The sequence below is a fragment of the Mesorhizobium sp. WSM4829 genome, assembly GCF_055811475.1.
The window spans coordinates 122,412-135,789 of record NZ_JBVVQJ010000007.1; the positions used below are offsets into that span (position 1 = coordinate 122,412).

Consider the following 13,378-nt stretch of genomic DNA (forward strand, 5'->3'; position numbering starts at 1 on the left):
ATCGTTAGCAAGGAGCGCGTGGTGACCGCTCCAGTCGACATCCGCCTGCACTCGACACGGCCGGCGCTCGACGCGCGTCCGCTGGAAAAGCGCGTCGGCCTGATCATCCTTGCCACCGACCATACGACCGAACCGGATTTTCGCCGCATGGTGGCAAGCGACCGGATGGGCGTCTATGTCGCGCGCATCCCCTATGCCAATCCGACGACGCCGGACAATTTGCGCAAGATGCAGCCGTCGCTGACGGCGGGCGCCGCGCTCATCCTGCCCGATGAGCCGCTCGACGCGGTCTGTTATTCCTGCACCTCAGCCTCGGTCGTCATCGGCGATGCCGAGATCGAGGCGGCGGTGCAGGCGGCCAAGCCCGGCGTACCCGTGGTTACGCCGCCGATGGCAGGGGTGCGCGGCTTGAAAGCGCTGGGCGCCAGGACGATCAGTATTCTCACTCCTTATACTGTCGAGACCAGCCGGCCGATGGCCGCCTATTTCGCGGCGCACGGTTTCGAGATCGCCAGTTTTACCTGTCTCGGCTTCGACGACGACCGCGAGATGGCGCGGATTGCACCGGCCACGCTGGTCGATCTGGCGCCCGAGGCGACCGACGCGCAAGCGGACGCACTGTTCGTCTCCTGCACGGCGCTGCGGGCAGCACTTGCCGTCGTCGGCATGGAGGAGGCGATCGGCCGCCCGGTCGTCACCAGCAATCAGGCAACCGCCTGGAACTGCCTGCGGCTTTGCGGCGACGACGAGCGGCGCGCCGAATTCGGCCGTCTGATGACGCTGCCTTTGGGACAATGAGGCCATGACACCTGCGCCCATCACCCTCTCCGACATCCGCGCGGCGCACGAGCGCGTCGCAGGCAAGGTCGAGCGCACGCCGACCGTGCTTTCCCCGAGTCTTTCCGGGCACTTGGGTGCGCCTGTTTATCTCAAGCTCGAACATCGGCAGACCACCGGCAGCTTCAAGCTGCGCGGCGCCTCGAACGCCATCGCTTCGCTGAACGCCGAGGAGAAGGCGCGCGGCGTGGTCGCCGCCTCGACCGGCAATCACGGCCGGGCGCTGGCTCATGCGGCAAAGCTCGAAGGCATGCGCGCGACGATCTGCATGTCGCGACTGGTGCCGCAGAACAAGCTCGACGAAATCCGCCGGCTCGGCGCCGAGATCCGCATCGTCGGCAACAGCCAGGACGATGCGCAGCAGGAGGTCGACCGGCTGGTCGCGGAAGACGGTCTGATCATGCTCGCGCCCTTCGACCATCCCGATATCATCGCCGGGCAAGGCACGCTTGGGCTGGAAATCATCGAGCAGGTTGCGGACGCTGCCCTGGTGCTGGTGCCGCTGTCCGGCGGCGGGCTGGCGGCGGGTGTCGCCGCTGCCGTGAAGGCCGTCAGCCCCGGCACGAAAGTCATCGGCATTTCGATGACGCGGGGTGCGGCGATGAAGGCAAGCCTCGATGCCGGACATCCGGTTCTGGTCGAGGAACTGCCGACGCTGGCGGATTCGCTCGGCGGCGGCATCGGCCTCGACAACCGGCTGACCTTCTCGATGTGCCGCGACCTGCTCGACGATGTTATCCTGCTCAGCGAGGACGAGATCGCCGCCGGCATCCGCCACGCCTATGAACAGGAGCGCGAGATCGTCGAAGGCGCCGGCGCGGTTTGCATCGCCGCCGTGCTTGCCGGCAAGGTCAGGGCGAGCGGCCCCACTGTGCTCATTGTGTCGGGCCGCAACATCGACATGACGCTGCACAGGAAAGTCGTTTGTGGCGAAGCATTTAAGGAGAGCGCCGCATGAGCCGGATGACGATACTGACCGAAGCCGAATTGCGCGCGATCGTGAAGCTCGATCTCGATGCCGTCGCCTGCGTCGAAAACGCGTTCCGAGCGCTTGCCACCTTGCCGGTGGCGATGCCGCCGATCCTGCGGCTCGACATTCCCGAGCATCGCGGCGAGGTCGACGTCAAGACCGCCTACGTGCCTGGGATCGACGGTTTTGCCATCAAGATCAGTCCCGGCTTCTTCGACAATCCGAAGCTCGGCCTGCCCAGCGTCAACGGCATGATGGTGCTGCTGTCGTCAAAAACCGGGCTGGTCGAGGCGCTGCTGCTCGACAATGGCTATTTGACCGACATCCGCACCGCGGCGGCCGGAGCGGTCGCGGCGAAACATCTTTCGCGAACCGACTCCTCTGTCGCCGCGATCTTCGGCGCCGGTGTCCAGGCTGGACTGCAGCTCGAGGCGCTTATGCTGGTGCGGCCGATCGCCGAGGCCCGCATCTGGGCCAGGGACGCCGCCAAGGCCGAAACCGCGGCGGATGCATTGCGCGAAAAACTGGGCATCGTCGTGCGCGCCGAGCCCGACGCGGCAAAGGCGGCGGCCGGCGCCGACATCATCGTCACCACGACGCCGTCGACCGAACCGCTGATCAAGGCCGGCTTCGTCTCCGCCGGCCAGCACATCACCGCTATGGGCTCGGACGCCGAGCACAAGAACGAGATCGCGCCGGCGATCCTGCGCATGGCCGATCTCTACGTCGCCGACAGCGCGAAACAGTCGCGGGTGCTTGGCGAACTGCATCATGCCATCGCGACGGGGGTGATGGCGGCCGATGCCGAGATCACAGAGCTCGGCCAGATCATCGCCGGCGATAGACATGGCCGCCGTTCGGACAGCGACATCACCATCGCCGACCTCACCGGCACCGGCGTGCAGGACACGGCGATCGCCACGCTCGCCCGCGACCGCGCCCAGGCGGCCAACACCGGGACAATTTTCGAAAGCTGATACCGGCCGCAAGGCCCAACAAACGAGGACCAAGAACAATGCAGCCCAATTTGAAATTCTCGCGCGGCGAATATGCGGATCGCCTCGCCAAGACCCGGAAAGCCATGGAGGCCAAGGGCGTCGATCTGCTTGTTGTCAGCGATCCGTCCAATATGGCCTGGCTGACCGGCTATGACGGCTGGTCGTTCTATGTGCACCAGGCCGTCATCGTGCCGCCGTCGGGCGAACCGGTGTGGTACGGGCGCGGCCAGGACGCCAACGGCGCCAAGCGCACTGCCTATCTCGCGCACGACAACATCGTCGGCTATGCCGACCATTATGTGCAGTCGACCGAACGCCACCCGATGGATTTTCTGTCGCAGGTGCTGGCCGATCGCGGCTGGGGCAAGCTCAGCATCGGTGTCGAGATGGACAATTACTGGTTCTCGGCCGCTGCCTTCGCGTCGCTGCAGAAACATCTGCCCAATGCCCGCTTCGTCGACGCTACGGCACTCGTCAACTGGCAGCGCGCGGTGAAGAGCCCGACCGAGATCGATTATATGCGAAAGGCCGCCCGCATCGTCGAAGCGATGCACCAACGCATCGTCGACAAGATCGAAGTCGGCATGCGCAAATGCGATCTGGTCGCCGAGATCTATGATGCCGGCACGCGCGGCGTCGACGGGCCAGAGGGAAAGATTGGCGGCGACTACCCGGCGATCGTGCCGCTGCTGCCGTCGGGCGCCGATGCGTCGGCGCCGCATTTGACCTGGGACGACCGGCCGATGAAATCGGGCGAGGGCACCTTCTTCGAGATCGCCGGCTGCTATAACCGCTACCATTGTCCGCTTTCGCGGACTGTGTTCCTCGGTAAACCGACGCAGGAATTCCTCGATGCCGAAAAGGCGACGCTGGAAGGCATGGAGGCCGGGCTTGCGGCGGCAAAGCCCGGCAATACCTGCGAGGACATCGCCAACGCCTTCTTCGCGGTGCTGAAGAGATACGGTATCGTCAAGGACAACCGCACCGGCTATCCGATCGGGCTTTCCTATCCGCCGGATTGGGGCGAGCGCACGATGAGCCTGCGCCCCGGCGACCGCACCGAGCTGAAGCCCGGCATGACCTTCCATTTCATGACCGGCCTGTGGCTGGAGACGATGGGGCTCGAGATCACCGAGTCCATCCTGATCACCGAGACCGGCGTTGAGTGCCTGGCCAATGTGCCGCGCAAGCTGGTGGTGAAGAATTGAGCCCGATGTCCAGCCTTCGTCCATCGCCAATAACGCCGACCGTCGATTTCGACCGCGACGGTGTGCAGCACGGCTTCCTGCGGCTGCCGTACAGCCGCGACGATTCGGCCTGGGGATCGGTGATGATCCCGATCTGCGTGATCCGCAACGGCAGCGGGCCAAGCGCATTGCTCACCGGCGGCAATCATGGCGACGAATATGAGGGGCCGCTGGCGCTCTACGATCTCGCCCGCACGCTCGATCCCAAGCAAGTCAGCGGTATGGTCATCATCGTGCCGGCAATGAACTATCCGGCGTTCCGCGCCGGCACACGCACCTCGCCGATCGACAAGGGCAATCTGAACCGCAGCTTTCCCGGCCGGCCCGACGGCACGGTGACCGAGAAGATCGCGGACTATTTTCAACGAGAGTTGCTCCCCCGCGCAGACATCGCGCTCGACTTCCACTCCGGCGGCAAGACGCTCGACTTCGTGCCGTTCTGCGCCGCCCATATCCGGCCCGAGAAGGTGCTGGAGGCGAAGGGGTTCGCCGCCGTCGAAGCGTTCTCGGCACCCTGGTCGATGAAGATGCTGGAGATCGATGCGGTCGGCATGTTCGACACTGCCGCCGAAGAGATGGGCAAGCTGTTCATCACCACAGAGCTTGGCGGCGGTGGGACTGCCCGTGCAGAGACGGTGCGGATCGCCCGTCGCGGCGTGCTCAACGTGCTGCGCCATGCCGGCATCGTCGCCGGTGCGGTCGAGATGCAGCCGACCCGCTGGCTGGACATGCCGTCGGGCGATTGCTTCTCGTTTGCCGAAGACGACGGGATGATCGAAACGATGATCGATCTCGGCGAGCCTGTCGAGGAGGGCCAGGTCCTGGCGCGCATCCACTCCATTGGCCGCACCGGTGCCGCACCTCAGGAGATCAGGGCAAGGATGTCGGGTCTATTGGCTGCCCGCCATTTCCCCGGACTGGTCAAGGCGGGCGACTGCACCGCCGTGGTCGCCGTGCTGGTCGATTGAAGGCAAGGCAATCGAAACTGCTTGCGACAATGCTACTCGATCAGCAGCAAGCCGCGTTTCTTGTCGCCATCGCTATCGATTGTGTCCATGGCTGAGAACAGGCGCTCTCGCTCGACCAGCCAGGGCTTGTAGTCCTCGTTTACATCGAGGACGAAAACCATGTCCTCGGCCTCCAGATATCCTCCGACCGGGGAAAAATGGCCAGCGCCGGCGCCGAAAATCTTCTCGCGGGTGAAGTTGACGATGTAACGGCGGTCGGGATCGTTGGCGCGCTTCATGTGCTCGCGAAATGCATCGGCGCTCAGATTCCGAAGCACGGAGACCTTCCGCTTGGTGTTCGTTCGAGCGACCTCGGCAAGCTCGTCCAACGTGAGGCCAATGATGCAGAAGCCGGTCCAGCACTTTCCGGTTCCAGCGAGGACTTCGGCTTCGGTTGTCTCCTCCTCGCCGATTGAGCGGAATGTGTTTGCGACACTTGCCGGGCCGCACCTTGATCCGTTTGATTGCCATGTGACGTCGGCATTGAACGTGGCAGCCACGGGCAGCTTCCAAGCGCTGTCGATCAATTCAGCGGTGCGGGTAACCGACGACTGGATCGCGTCTTGCGAAACTCTGGACTGGCCGGCAATCAAAAGTGCGGCGCCGCCCAGCAGGCCGACGACGGCGATCACAATCACACCGAAAGCGAGACGGCGCTTCATTGCTGAATCTCGGAGCAGGCAGCAACAGGAGAATGAAGAAAAGGCACCGCAACGTCAATCGGCGCCGCACCCGGCCAGTCGCAATCTGGTCCTGCAGCAACCGTAACCGGCCGCTTGCCAAGCCGGCTGCCGCCGCTCATCGCCGTGAGCGCTGGGTCTGGGAGAGTATGGATCGGGCAGGGAACTTCGCCGGTGAAAGAGCGGGGTCGTTTCGTTAGCGCCAATAGCTGCTGCGCCTGCAAATCTCAGGCTTCCAGAGACGACCCAAATTACGACTTGCTCGGCGTAGGCGTCGCTAAAGGCGAAACCTAACGAAGCCCAAGGAAGCTGAGTATCGCAATTACGATAACGACGGCCCCGACCAGCCAGATGATATTGTTCATGACAGCTCTCCTTCTCTTTGCCGCGAGCCTTGTGGCAGCTCGCGATAATTATGGCGAACGCCCTCACGGCATTCTCGTTCCAAAACTGAGCCTTAAGCCGCCAATTACTCTTTGGACTGGAGGCCCGCGCCTCTGGAGGAGCGCGGGCCGACCGGGGGCCCGATCAAGCAGCCAATATCCGGGAGATACTCGCTGTCATCCTACAATCGTTAGTATTCGCTAATGTTCCATCGCTCAGAAAAATACCGCGCCTACCGAGGGCCGGAAGCAATGGCGCCGCGGCCCGAAGCGAGGGCACTTCGGTGGACGCCTCGGTGATGGAGCCTATGTTCCTGCATGCCGGCGAACCGCAGCATCGCCTGGCAACAGCACAGGTGGGATGAAATCAGTTCTCAGAAACGTTCATCAACAACACTCAATGCCTGCTGCCCGACACCTGGTGCCGATGACCAAACAGCCTCCGGCGGTGGTTTTAGAAAATACCGTGCGCGACGCCGTGGAGACCGAATATGCCGGCCAAAGCGTATATTAACCGGATCGCGACAGCAGTGCCGGAGCACGAGGTTCATCAATTCTATCTGCGTTTCGCCGCCTCCATGCTTGCGGCCGATCGCCGAAGAATTTTCGAACGCATGGTTGACGTTGCCGGCATCGAGCACCGCTACTCCTGCTTTGCACCTGCCGGCGACCCCGAAGGACCATCAGCAGATCTGGCCGGGAGGTTCATCCGGGGCGCTTTTCCTGGAACGGCCGAGAGAATGGCAATGTTCTGTCATGCCGCACCTGTTCTCGCGCAAAAAGCCGTCGACGGATTGGAGCTTGGTGGCGGCGCTTCCCGCATCACCCATCTCATCGTCACCACCTGCACCGGTTTTTCAGCACCAGGCATCGACCTGGAGCTGGTTGCGCGATGCGGCCTGCCGGACACGGTCGAACGCACGATGATCGGTTTCATGGGCTGCTATGCGGCGATCAACGGCCTCAAGCTTGCCCGCCACATCGTCCGCTCCGATCCGCAGGCCAGGGTCCTGCTGGTCAATATCGAACTCTGCACGATGCATCTGCGGGAAACCGGCGAACTGGAAAAGCTGCTGTCGTTCTGCCTCTGGGGCGATGGCTGTGCGGCTGCGCTCGTTACCGCCGAGCCGCACGGCATCGAGCTCGAAAGCTTCTACGGCATCGTGGCGGACGAGCGGCGGGATCTGATGAGCTGGAGCATTAGTGACCACGGCTTCGAAATGGTTCTTTCCGGCCAGGTCCCGGCAGCAATCCAGGAAGCATTGCGGAGCAATCACGACGCCATCCTCGGCGGTCGGCCGAGCGAGGCGATCGACCTCTGGGCCGTGCACCCGGGGGGACGTTCGGTGCTCGACGCCGTCGAACGGGCCCTGGAACTCGCGCCCACCGCGCTGGAGCCATCGCGCGAGGTGTTGCGCCGATATGGAAACATGTCGTCGGCGACCGTCATGTTCGTGATGAAAGAGATGTTGAAGGCGCCACCAGGCATGCTCGGCTGCGGCATGTCGTTCGGACCCGGGCTGGCGGCCGAAACCATGCTTTTCCGAACGGCGTCATGAGCAGCCTGGAGCACCGCCAGCTTGCGCCGGAAATCCTCGACGGGCTTGCGGGCGACGATCCGCGAGCGCTTGCGGCGCGGCGCGACCTCCGTCGCATCAACGCGCTGATGTTTCAGGCCAGGATCATGGCATCGCTGCTGCAGAAATTCGTGCCAGGGCCGCCGCGCCGGATTCTGGAGATCGGCGCCGGCGATGGCTCCTTCATGCTGGCGTTGGCGCGGCGCATGGCCGGGCATTGGCCTGGGGTCGAACTGGTAATGCTCGACCGCGTCGACCTCATCACCGCGCAATTGCGTGGTGATTTCGACAGGCTGGGATGGACGGTCGAAGGCGTCGCCGCCGATGTCTTCGACTGGGCGAGAAAGAATGAGGGCACGCGGTTCGACGCGATCACCGTCAATCTGTTTCTGCATCATTTCGACGATGCCGAACTCGTGCGTCTGTTTTCGCTGATGGCGCCGAAGGCTCCGCTGCTGTTGGCGACAGAGCCGTTGCGGGCCAAATTCGCATTGGCCGCGACCCGCCTTCTCCCGGCGATCGGCGCCAATGACGTCACACGAAACGACGCGGCTCAAAGTGTGCGTGCCGGCTTTCGCGGCAGCGAGCTTTCCGGTCTCTGGCTCGCGGCAAACGGCAAACCGGTCGAGGAGCGGCGCGCCGGCCTTTTTTCCCACATTTTCGTCGGCGCCAGCGTCGGTCATGACCTATGACGCGATTGTCGACCCATGACGCGATCATCATAGGCGCCGGCCCGGCGGGCACATCCGTCGCGCTGACGCTTGCCCGGCACGGATGGGCCGTGGCTATTGTGGAAAAGAGCGTATTCCCGCGCCGCAAGGTCTGCGGCGAATATATATCGGCAAGCAATCTTGCGCTTCTGGACCAGCTGGAGATCGGCGATGCCTGGCGTGCCAATGCCGGCCCCGAAATCCGCCGCGTCGGGTTGTTTTCCGGCGAGACCTGCGCCGAGGCGGCAATGCCTCCTGCAAAAGATGGGCCTCCCGCAAAAGATGGGCCTCCCGCAGAGGATGGGCCTCCTGCAAAAGACGGGCCTCCCGCAAAAGATGGGCGCCGCGCGAAAAAAGATGGTTTCGGCCGGGCGCTCGGCCGGGATGTTTTCGACTGTCTGCTTTTGCAGGCGGCGCGATCGGCGGGCGTCGAGATCTTTCAGCCTTGCCGCGCCGTCGCCATCGACCCAGATGGCGAGGCGCAATTGGTGCGAATTCAAGCCGGAAACGAAACGACGATGTTGCGCGCGCCGGTGATTGTCGCCGCACACGGCTCCTGGGAGCCAGGACCGCTGCCCAGCCAGCTCGGAAAGACCAACCGCCCTTCGGACCTGTTCGGCTTCAAGGCGCATTTCACCGGGTCGTCCCTGGCGCCTGATTTGATGCCCCTGCTGATATTTCCTGGCGGTTATGGCGGCATGGTTTCGGCGGATCATGGCCGGCTGTCGATCTCGTGCTGCATTCGGCGCGATATGCTCGCACAGTTGCGCAAACACCCCAGACACCAGAGCCATTTGTCGGCCGCCGAGGCGGTCTCCCGTCATCTGATGGAATCATGTCGGGGCGTGAGGGATGCGCTAGAGTCAGCTGACGCCGACGGGCCGTGGCTTGCCGCAGGTCCGATCCGGCCGGGAGTTCGCTCCTGCTACGAACGCGACATCTTTCGCGTCGGCAATGCAGCCGGAGAGTCTCATCCTGTCATCGCCGAGGGCATCTCGATGGCGCTTCAGTCCGGCTGGCTGCTGGCTTGCGAACTCTCTTGCGCGCCAGACGGCCGCGCAGGGCGCGAGATGGCCGGCAGACGCTACGAGGCGGCCTGGAAAAGTCTGTTTTCAACTCGGGTCTACGCCGCCGCCGCACTTGCCGGGATTGCCGTTAGTCCAGGCAGCGCAACCTGGATGGCGGCGATTGTCCGGAATTTCCCGCAAGCGCTGACCTTAGGCGCGCAACTGAGCGGGAAGACAAAGCCGGTTCCCGGCTTTGTCTGACAGGTGGTGCGGCGCGTTCGTCCGCTCCCAAGGGTAGTCGCGACCTCAACAGCGCTAGCTCACTTGGGGCAATTCTCCATGTCCGCAGTTGCAGTGCCACTGGCGGAGTTTGTATTCGCATCGGCGCCTGCGGTTTCCTTGCACCGATCACCCATGCCGTCGCCGCCGTCGGTTGTTGAACCGGTTACGTTCGGATCGGCAGGAGTTGCATTATCGGTGCCGGGAGCCATGGTGCCAGTGCCTGTCCCGGTGGCCGCTCCCGGATCGGTGGTGCCGGATCCAGTGCCGTCTGATTGCGCCATCGCGGAAGTGGCAAGGGCGATGCTGAGTACGGTTGCAGAAAGAATTTTTTTCATCATGGTGGCTCTCCATTGGAGTTGCATCGCTGGGCGCGATCATGATTATCCAACGAGCTTTTTTTGGAGTTGTTCCGTCAGACAGAAATCGTGATCGACGGGTCGGGGCCGATGGCAATCCAAGCAGCAATGCTGGGCAGCAATGCTGGCGAAACAGCGAACGAGCACCATCTCTTTTCGGTTTCGATGGAACAAACATCCGCCGGCCACGGTTGGAAGCGCAGTCGTTCTACTCCAGCGACTGTGAATGCCGTTCGCACCGGCATTCGGACAAAGGCCCCGCGCTTCCTCCCCGTGGGCCTTTTCTGTCGCTGGAGCGAACTTTCACGGAATTTGGACCGGAACCGCGCGGCTGGCCGCGCTATTGAATGTTGCCCCGTTCACGGCTCGTCGATATCCTGCTTCGAGGGGTTGCGCGAGAGGGCGCGTTCCTCTTCGTCGTCCGGCAGCGCCTCGTCGCTCTCCTGGTACGGATTGTCGTCGTCTTCCTCGGGCAGTTCAGCCTCCTTCTCGAGGTCGTAACGGATGTCGCCGTTTCCCGGCACGCTGTCTGGCAGAATCTTACCGCCTTTGATCGCGTCCCAATCCTGCTGTTCGATGGTCGGGCCTTCGGATGGATCGTCGGGTTTTCTGCGCGGTGCCATCAGAGCTCTCCTCTGCACTGGTTGCTCATATGCCTAACTCCGCGGACCGCTGCGTAGTTCCTCCGATCGAACCGACGAGATCGTCTGCAGCGATCCAGCACTCATCTCGGTTCGGCCTGCCGGCGGCTTTTTACCTCAATGAGAGCTGACCGTTGTGCGGGTTGCGCAATGCCGGCCAGCGAGCGATCAGGAACTTGCGCGACTTCTAATATAGAGGCAGACTTGGAAACGGGTGGAGGGAAAACGGCTCAAAAACAATCGGGAGGAAAGCCATGGATAGCATGAGCCTCACCACGCTTGATCGCGGCAAGACGACGGTCGATGCCGCGGCCCTGGAGGCGCTTTCGGCACAATTGCGCGGCACCGTGCTGAGGGAAGGCGACGCCGCTTATGACGAGGCACGCAGCATCTGGAACGCCATGATCGATCGGCGGCCCGGGCTGATCGTGCGCTGCGCCGGTGCCGCCGACGTTATCGCCGCCGTCAATTTTGCCAGGGAAAACAGGCTGCTTGTCGCGGTTCGCGGCGGCGGCCACAACATCGCCGGCAGCGCCGTCTGCGACGGCGGCCTGATGATCGATCTGTCGCCGATGAAGTCGGTGCGGGTCGATCCGGCGACGCGGCGGGCATGGGTGGAACCTGGCGCGACGCTCGCCGATGTCGACGCGGAGACACAGGCCTTCAGACTGGCGGTGCCGACCGGCATCAACTCGACCACCGGCATTTCGGGCCTGACGCTGGGCGGCGGCTTCGGTTGGATCACGCGGAAATTCGGCCTGACCATCGACAATCTTCTCTGCGCCGATGTGGTTACCGCCGACGGCAAGCTGCTGCGCGCCAGCCAGACCGAAAATCCGGACCTGTTCTGGGCGCTGCGCGGTGGCGGCGGCAATTTCGGCATCGTCACGGCTTTCGAGTTCAAGCTCCACCAAGTCGGTCCGCAGGTGCTGTCGGGGCTTGTCGTTCATCCCTTCGCCGATGCCGAAAACGTGTTGCGGGAATACCGAGCGGCGCTCGAAGCAGCGCCCAATGAGCTGACCTGCTGGGCGGTCATGCGGCAGGCGCCGCCGCTGCCGTTCCTGCCGGCCGAATGGCATGGCAAGGAGGTGCTGGTCCTGGCCATGTGCTATTGCGGCGACCTTCAGGAGGGTGAGAAGGCGACACAGAGGCTTCGCGCCATCGGCACACCGATTGAAGACGTGGTCGGTCCCAACCCGTTCACCGGCTGGCAGCAGGCATTCGATCCGTTGCTGACGCCTGGCGCCCGCAACTATTGGAAGAGCCATGACTTCACCGAGCTTTCCGACAGCGCGGTGGAGGTCGTCACGGCGGCGATACCCAGGCTTCCCGGCCCCGAATGCGAGATTTTCATCGGCCATGTCGGCGGTGCGGCGGGCCGGGTGACAGCGGATGCAACGGCGTTTCCGCAACGCAGCGCGCATTACGTCATGAATGTCCACGCCCGCTGGCGCGAACCCGAAATGGACCAGGCCTGCATCGACTGGGCGCGGGGTCTCTATGAAGCAGCCAAGCCCTATGCCGCCGGCACGGCCTATGTGAACTTCATGCCCGGGGACGAGGTCGACAGGGTCGAAGCAGCCTATGGCGGCAACTATCGGCGGTTGTTGGAAATCAAGCAGCGATATGATCCGCTGAACCTGTTCCGCATGAACCAGAATTTGCGGCCGATGGAAGCGCAGCGCGCCGCATAGGCTGCGCAGGCATGACAAGGCCCGCGCCTCCGACGGAGGACGCGGGCCTCATTTTCGGGTCATGCGCTAGAGCCGTTCGCTGAACCGCTCTAGCTATTTGTTTTTTGCGCAATTCCGGGCGGAAAACCGTTGCACACTTTTCCTGGAATTGTTCTAGGCAGGTATCAAGATCGCAATGCGATGTACGCCGACCACGGCACTTGTGTTGGTGGAACCGTCGGTCTTGCCCTTGGCGCAAGTGTACATGTCGCCTTCTCTAAGTTTGAATTCCTTGTCCGCTTTCTTGATCGTGAATTCGCCGGCAGCGATCGTGCAGACCATGTCGTTGTCCATGACCTCTTCAGGAGCCACTGCTCCGGGCTGAAAGACAATGTCGACAATTGAGATGCTCTTGTAAGCGGGAATGTCGGAGGTCCCAGTGCCGACCTCCACCAGTCTGACGCCGGGCGCAATCTCCTTGCCTTCATTCGGGCCGTACTCCTTGGCCGTTGCGGATCTCGCCAAAGCGAATAGAGGCGCTACCGCGGCGGCAGTGACGCCGAGCGCTATTGCAGACCTGCGATTCATGGTTTCCATCGCATCCTCCCTTTTGTTGGTCGCGCACAAATGTGCATGACTAAGGTATATTAGCACAAACGAATTTACCTGTAAGGCAGCGCCGGCAACGCAGCCTGCGCGCAGACGATCACGGGTGATGCGACGCTTTCGAACTCGAAACAGCCTTTAACTGAGGCCCGCCCAGGCACGGCCTAGTCCTTTCGGTTTCTTGACTCGGCCGGCAAAAACGGGCAGCAAAGCCTGATACAGAGGGCATTTCCGCTATTTTCATAGTTTTGGAGGGAGCCTTTTTTGACATAGACCTTCGCCTGATCGGCGATCGGTAGAGGGATTGGTTAACCAAGTTTGTCCATCTTTTGATTCAATCGGCAACAGACGTGAAGCGTGCCGGGGGGCACCAGGCGACTGTGATTGTGACGGCTGCGAGCCCG

The 13,378-nt window shown here is 62.8% G+C and carries 14 protein-coding genes; 9 read left to right on the top strand and 5 right to left on the bottom strand.

What is annotated here, in order from left to right; translation table 11 throughout:
- Positions 1–21 precede the first annotated feature (21 nt).
- From eutA to doeB, 5 genes are read left to right on the top strand one after another with little or no spacing between them, the layout of a single operon-like run.
- Entirely contained in the window at positions 22–798 is a 777-nt protein-coding gene (gene eutA / locus AC0L17_RS09390; protein WP_473515602.1) for an ectoine utilization protein EutA, read from the top strand.
- 4 nt (positions 799–802) lie between these two features.
- Positions 803–1,795 (top strand): hydroxyectoine utilization dehydratase EutB, encoded by a 993-nt coding sequence (gene eutB / locus AC0L17_RS09395; protein WP_473515603.1) that lies wholly within the window; start codon positions 803–805, stop codon positions 1,793–1,795.
- Complete coding sequence (eutC, locus tag AC0L17_RS09400; protein ID WP_473515604.1) at positions 1,792–2,784, top strand: ectoine utilization protein EutC; 993 nt, start codon at positions 1,792–1,794, stop codon at positions 2,782–2,784. Before eutB ends, eutC begins: the two co-directional genes overlap by 4 nt.
- Positions 2,785–2,822: 38 nt before the next feature.
- Positions 2,823–4,013: an ectoine hydrolase DoeA gene (gene doeA / locus AC0L17_RS09405; RefSeq protein WP_473515605.1), complete on the top strand. Its 1,191-nt coding sequence runs from the start codon at positions 2,823–2,825 to the stop codon at positions 4,011–4,013.
- Between the two features lie 5 nt (positions 4,014–4,018).
- Positions 4,019–5,020 carry a N(2)-acetyl-L-2,4-diaminobutanoate deacetylase DoeB gene (doeB, locus tag AC0L17_RS09410; protein ID WP_473515606.1) on the top strand — a complete coding sequence of 334 codons (1,002 nt, stop codon included), beginning with the start codon at positions 4,019–4,021 and terminating at the stop codon, positions 5,018–5,020.
- 32 nt (positions 5,021–5,052) lie between these two features.
- Here the strand turns inward: doeB and AC0L17_RS09415 are convergent, their stop codons facing one another.
- Together AC0L17_RS09415 and AC0L17_RS09420 are read right to left on the bottom strand one after the other, a co-directional pair.
- Entirely contained in the window at positions 5,053–5,721 is a 669-nt protein-coding gene (locus tag AC0L17_RS09415) for a phytochelatin synthase family protein (RefSeq protein ID WP_473515607.1), read from the bottom strand.
- A 775-nt stretch (positions 5,722–6,496) separates the two neighbouring features.
- On the bottom strand, positions 6,497–6,763 hold the full coding sequence (locus AC0L17_RS09420) for a hypothetical protein (protein WP_473515689.1): 267 nt from the start codon (positions 6,761–6,763) through the stop codon (positions 6,497–6,499).
- On the opposite strand from AC0L17_RS09420, the gene AC0L17_RS09425 reads away from it, so the two are divergent.
- From AC0L17_RS09425 to AC0L17_RS09435, 3 genes are read left to right on the top strand one after another with little or no spacing between them, the layout of a single operon-like run.
- Complete coding sequence (locus tag AC0L17_RS09425) at positions 6,653–7,681, top strand: type III polyketide synthase (RefSeq protein ID WP_473515680.1); 1,029 nt, start codon at positions 6,653–6,655, stop codon at positions 7,679–7,681. The genes AC0L17_RS09420 and AC0L17_RS09425 overlap by 111 nt on opposite strands.
- The gene (locus tag AC0L17_RS09430; protein ID WP_473515608.1) at positions 7,678–8,391 is read left to right on the top strand and encodes a methyltransferase domain-containing protein; all 714 of its coding nucleotides are present in this window, start codon (positions 7,678–7,680) and stop codon (positions 8,389–8,391) included. The genes AC0L17_RS09425 and AC0L17_RS09430 overlap by 4 nt, the downstream gene beginning before the upstream one ends.
- Positions 8,388–9,677, top strand: coding sequence for an NAD(P)/FAD-dependent oxidoreductase (locus tag AC0L17_RS09435; RefSeq protein WP_473515609.1), 1,290 nt, complete (start codon positions 8,388–8,390; stop codon positions 9,675–9,677). The genes AC0L17_RS09430 and AC0L17_RS09435 overlap by 4 nt, the downstream gene beginning before the upstream one ends.
- A 59-nt stretch (positions 9,678–9,736) precedes the next feature.
- Here the strand turns inward: AC0L17_RS09435 and AC0L17_RS09440 are convergent, their stop codons facing one another.
- Together AC0L17_RS09440 and AC0L17_RS09445 are read right to left on the bottom strand one after the other, a co-directional pair.
- Complete coding sequence (locus AC0L17_RS09440; RefSeq protein ID WP_091600377.1) at positions 9,737–10,036, bottom strand: hypothetical protein; 300 nt, start codon at positions 10,034–10,036, stop codon at positions 9,737–9,739.
- Positions 10,037–10,413: 377 nt separating this feature from the next.
- Complete coding sequence (locus tag AC0L17_RS09445; protein ID WP_473515610.1) at positions 10,414–10,677, bottom strand: hypothetical protein; 264 nt, start codon at positions 10,675–10,677, stop codon at positions 10,414–10,416.
- Between the two features lie 272 nt (positions 10,678–10,949).
- Between AC0L17_RS09445 and AC0L17_RS09450 the strand changes: the two genes are divergently transcribed.
- The gene (locus AC0L17_RS09450) at positions 10,950–12,389 is read left to right on the top strand and encodes an FAD-binding oxidoreductase (protein WP_473515611.1); all 1,440 of its coding nucleotides are present in this window, start codon (positions 10,950–10,952) and stop codon (positions 12,387–12,389) included.
- Positions 12,390–12,542: 153 nt separating this feature from the next.
- Here the strand turns inward: AC0L17_RS09450 and AC0L17_RS09455 are convergent, their stop codons facing one another.
- Positions 12,543–12,965: a cupin domain-containing protein gene (locus AC0L17_RS09455; protein ID WP_287054532.1), complete on the bottom strand. Its 423-nt coding sequence runs from the start codon at positions 12,963–12,965 to the stop codon at positions 12,543–12,545.
- Positions 12,966–13,378: the final 413 nt, after the last annotated feature.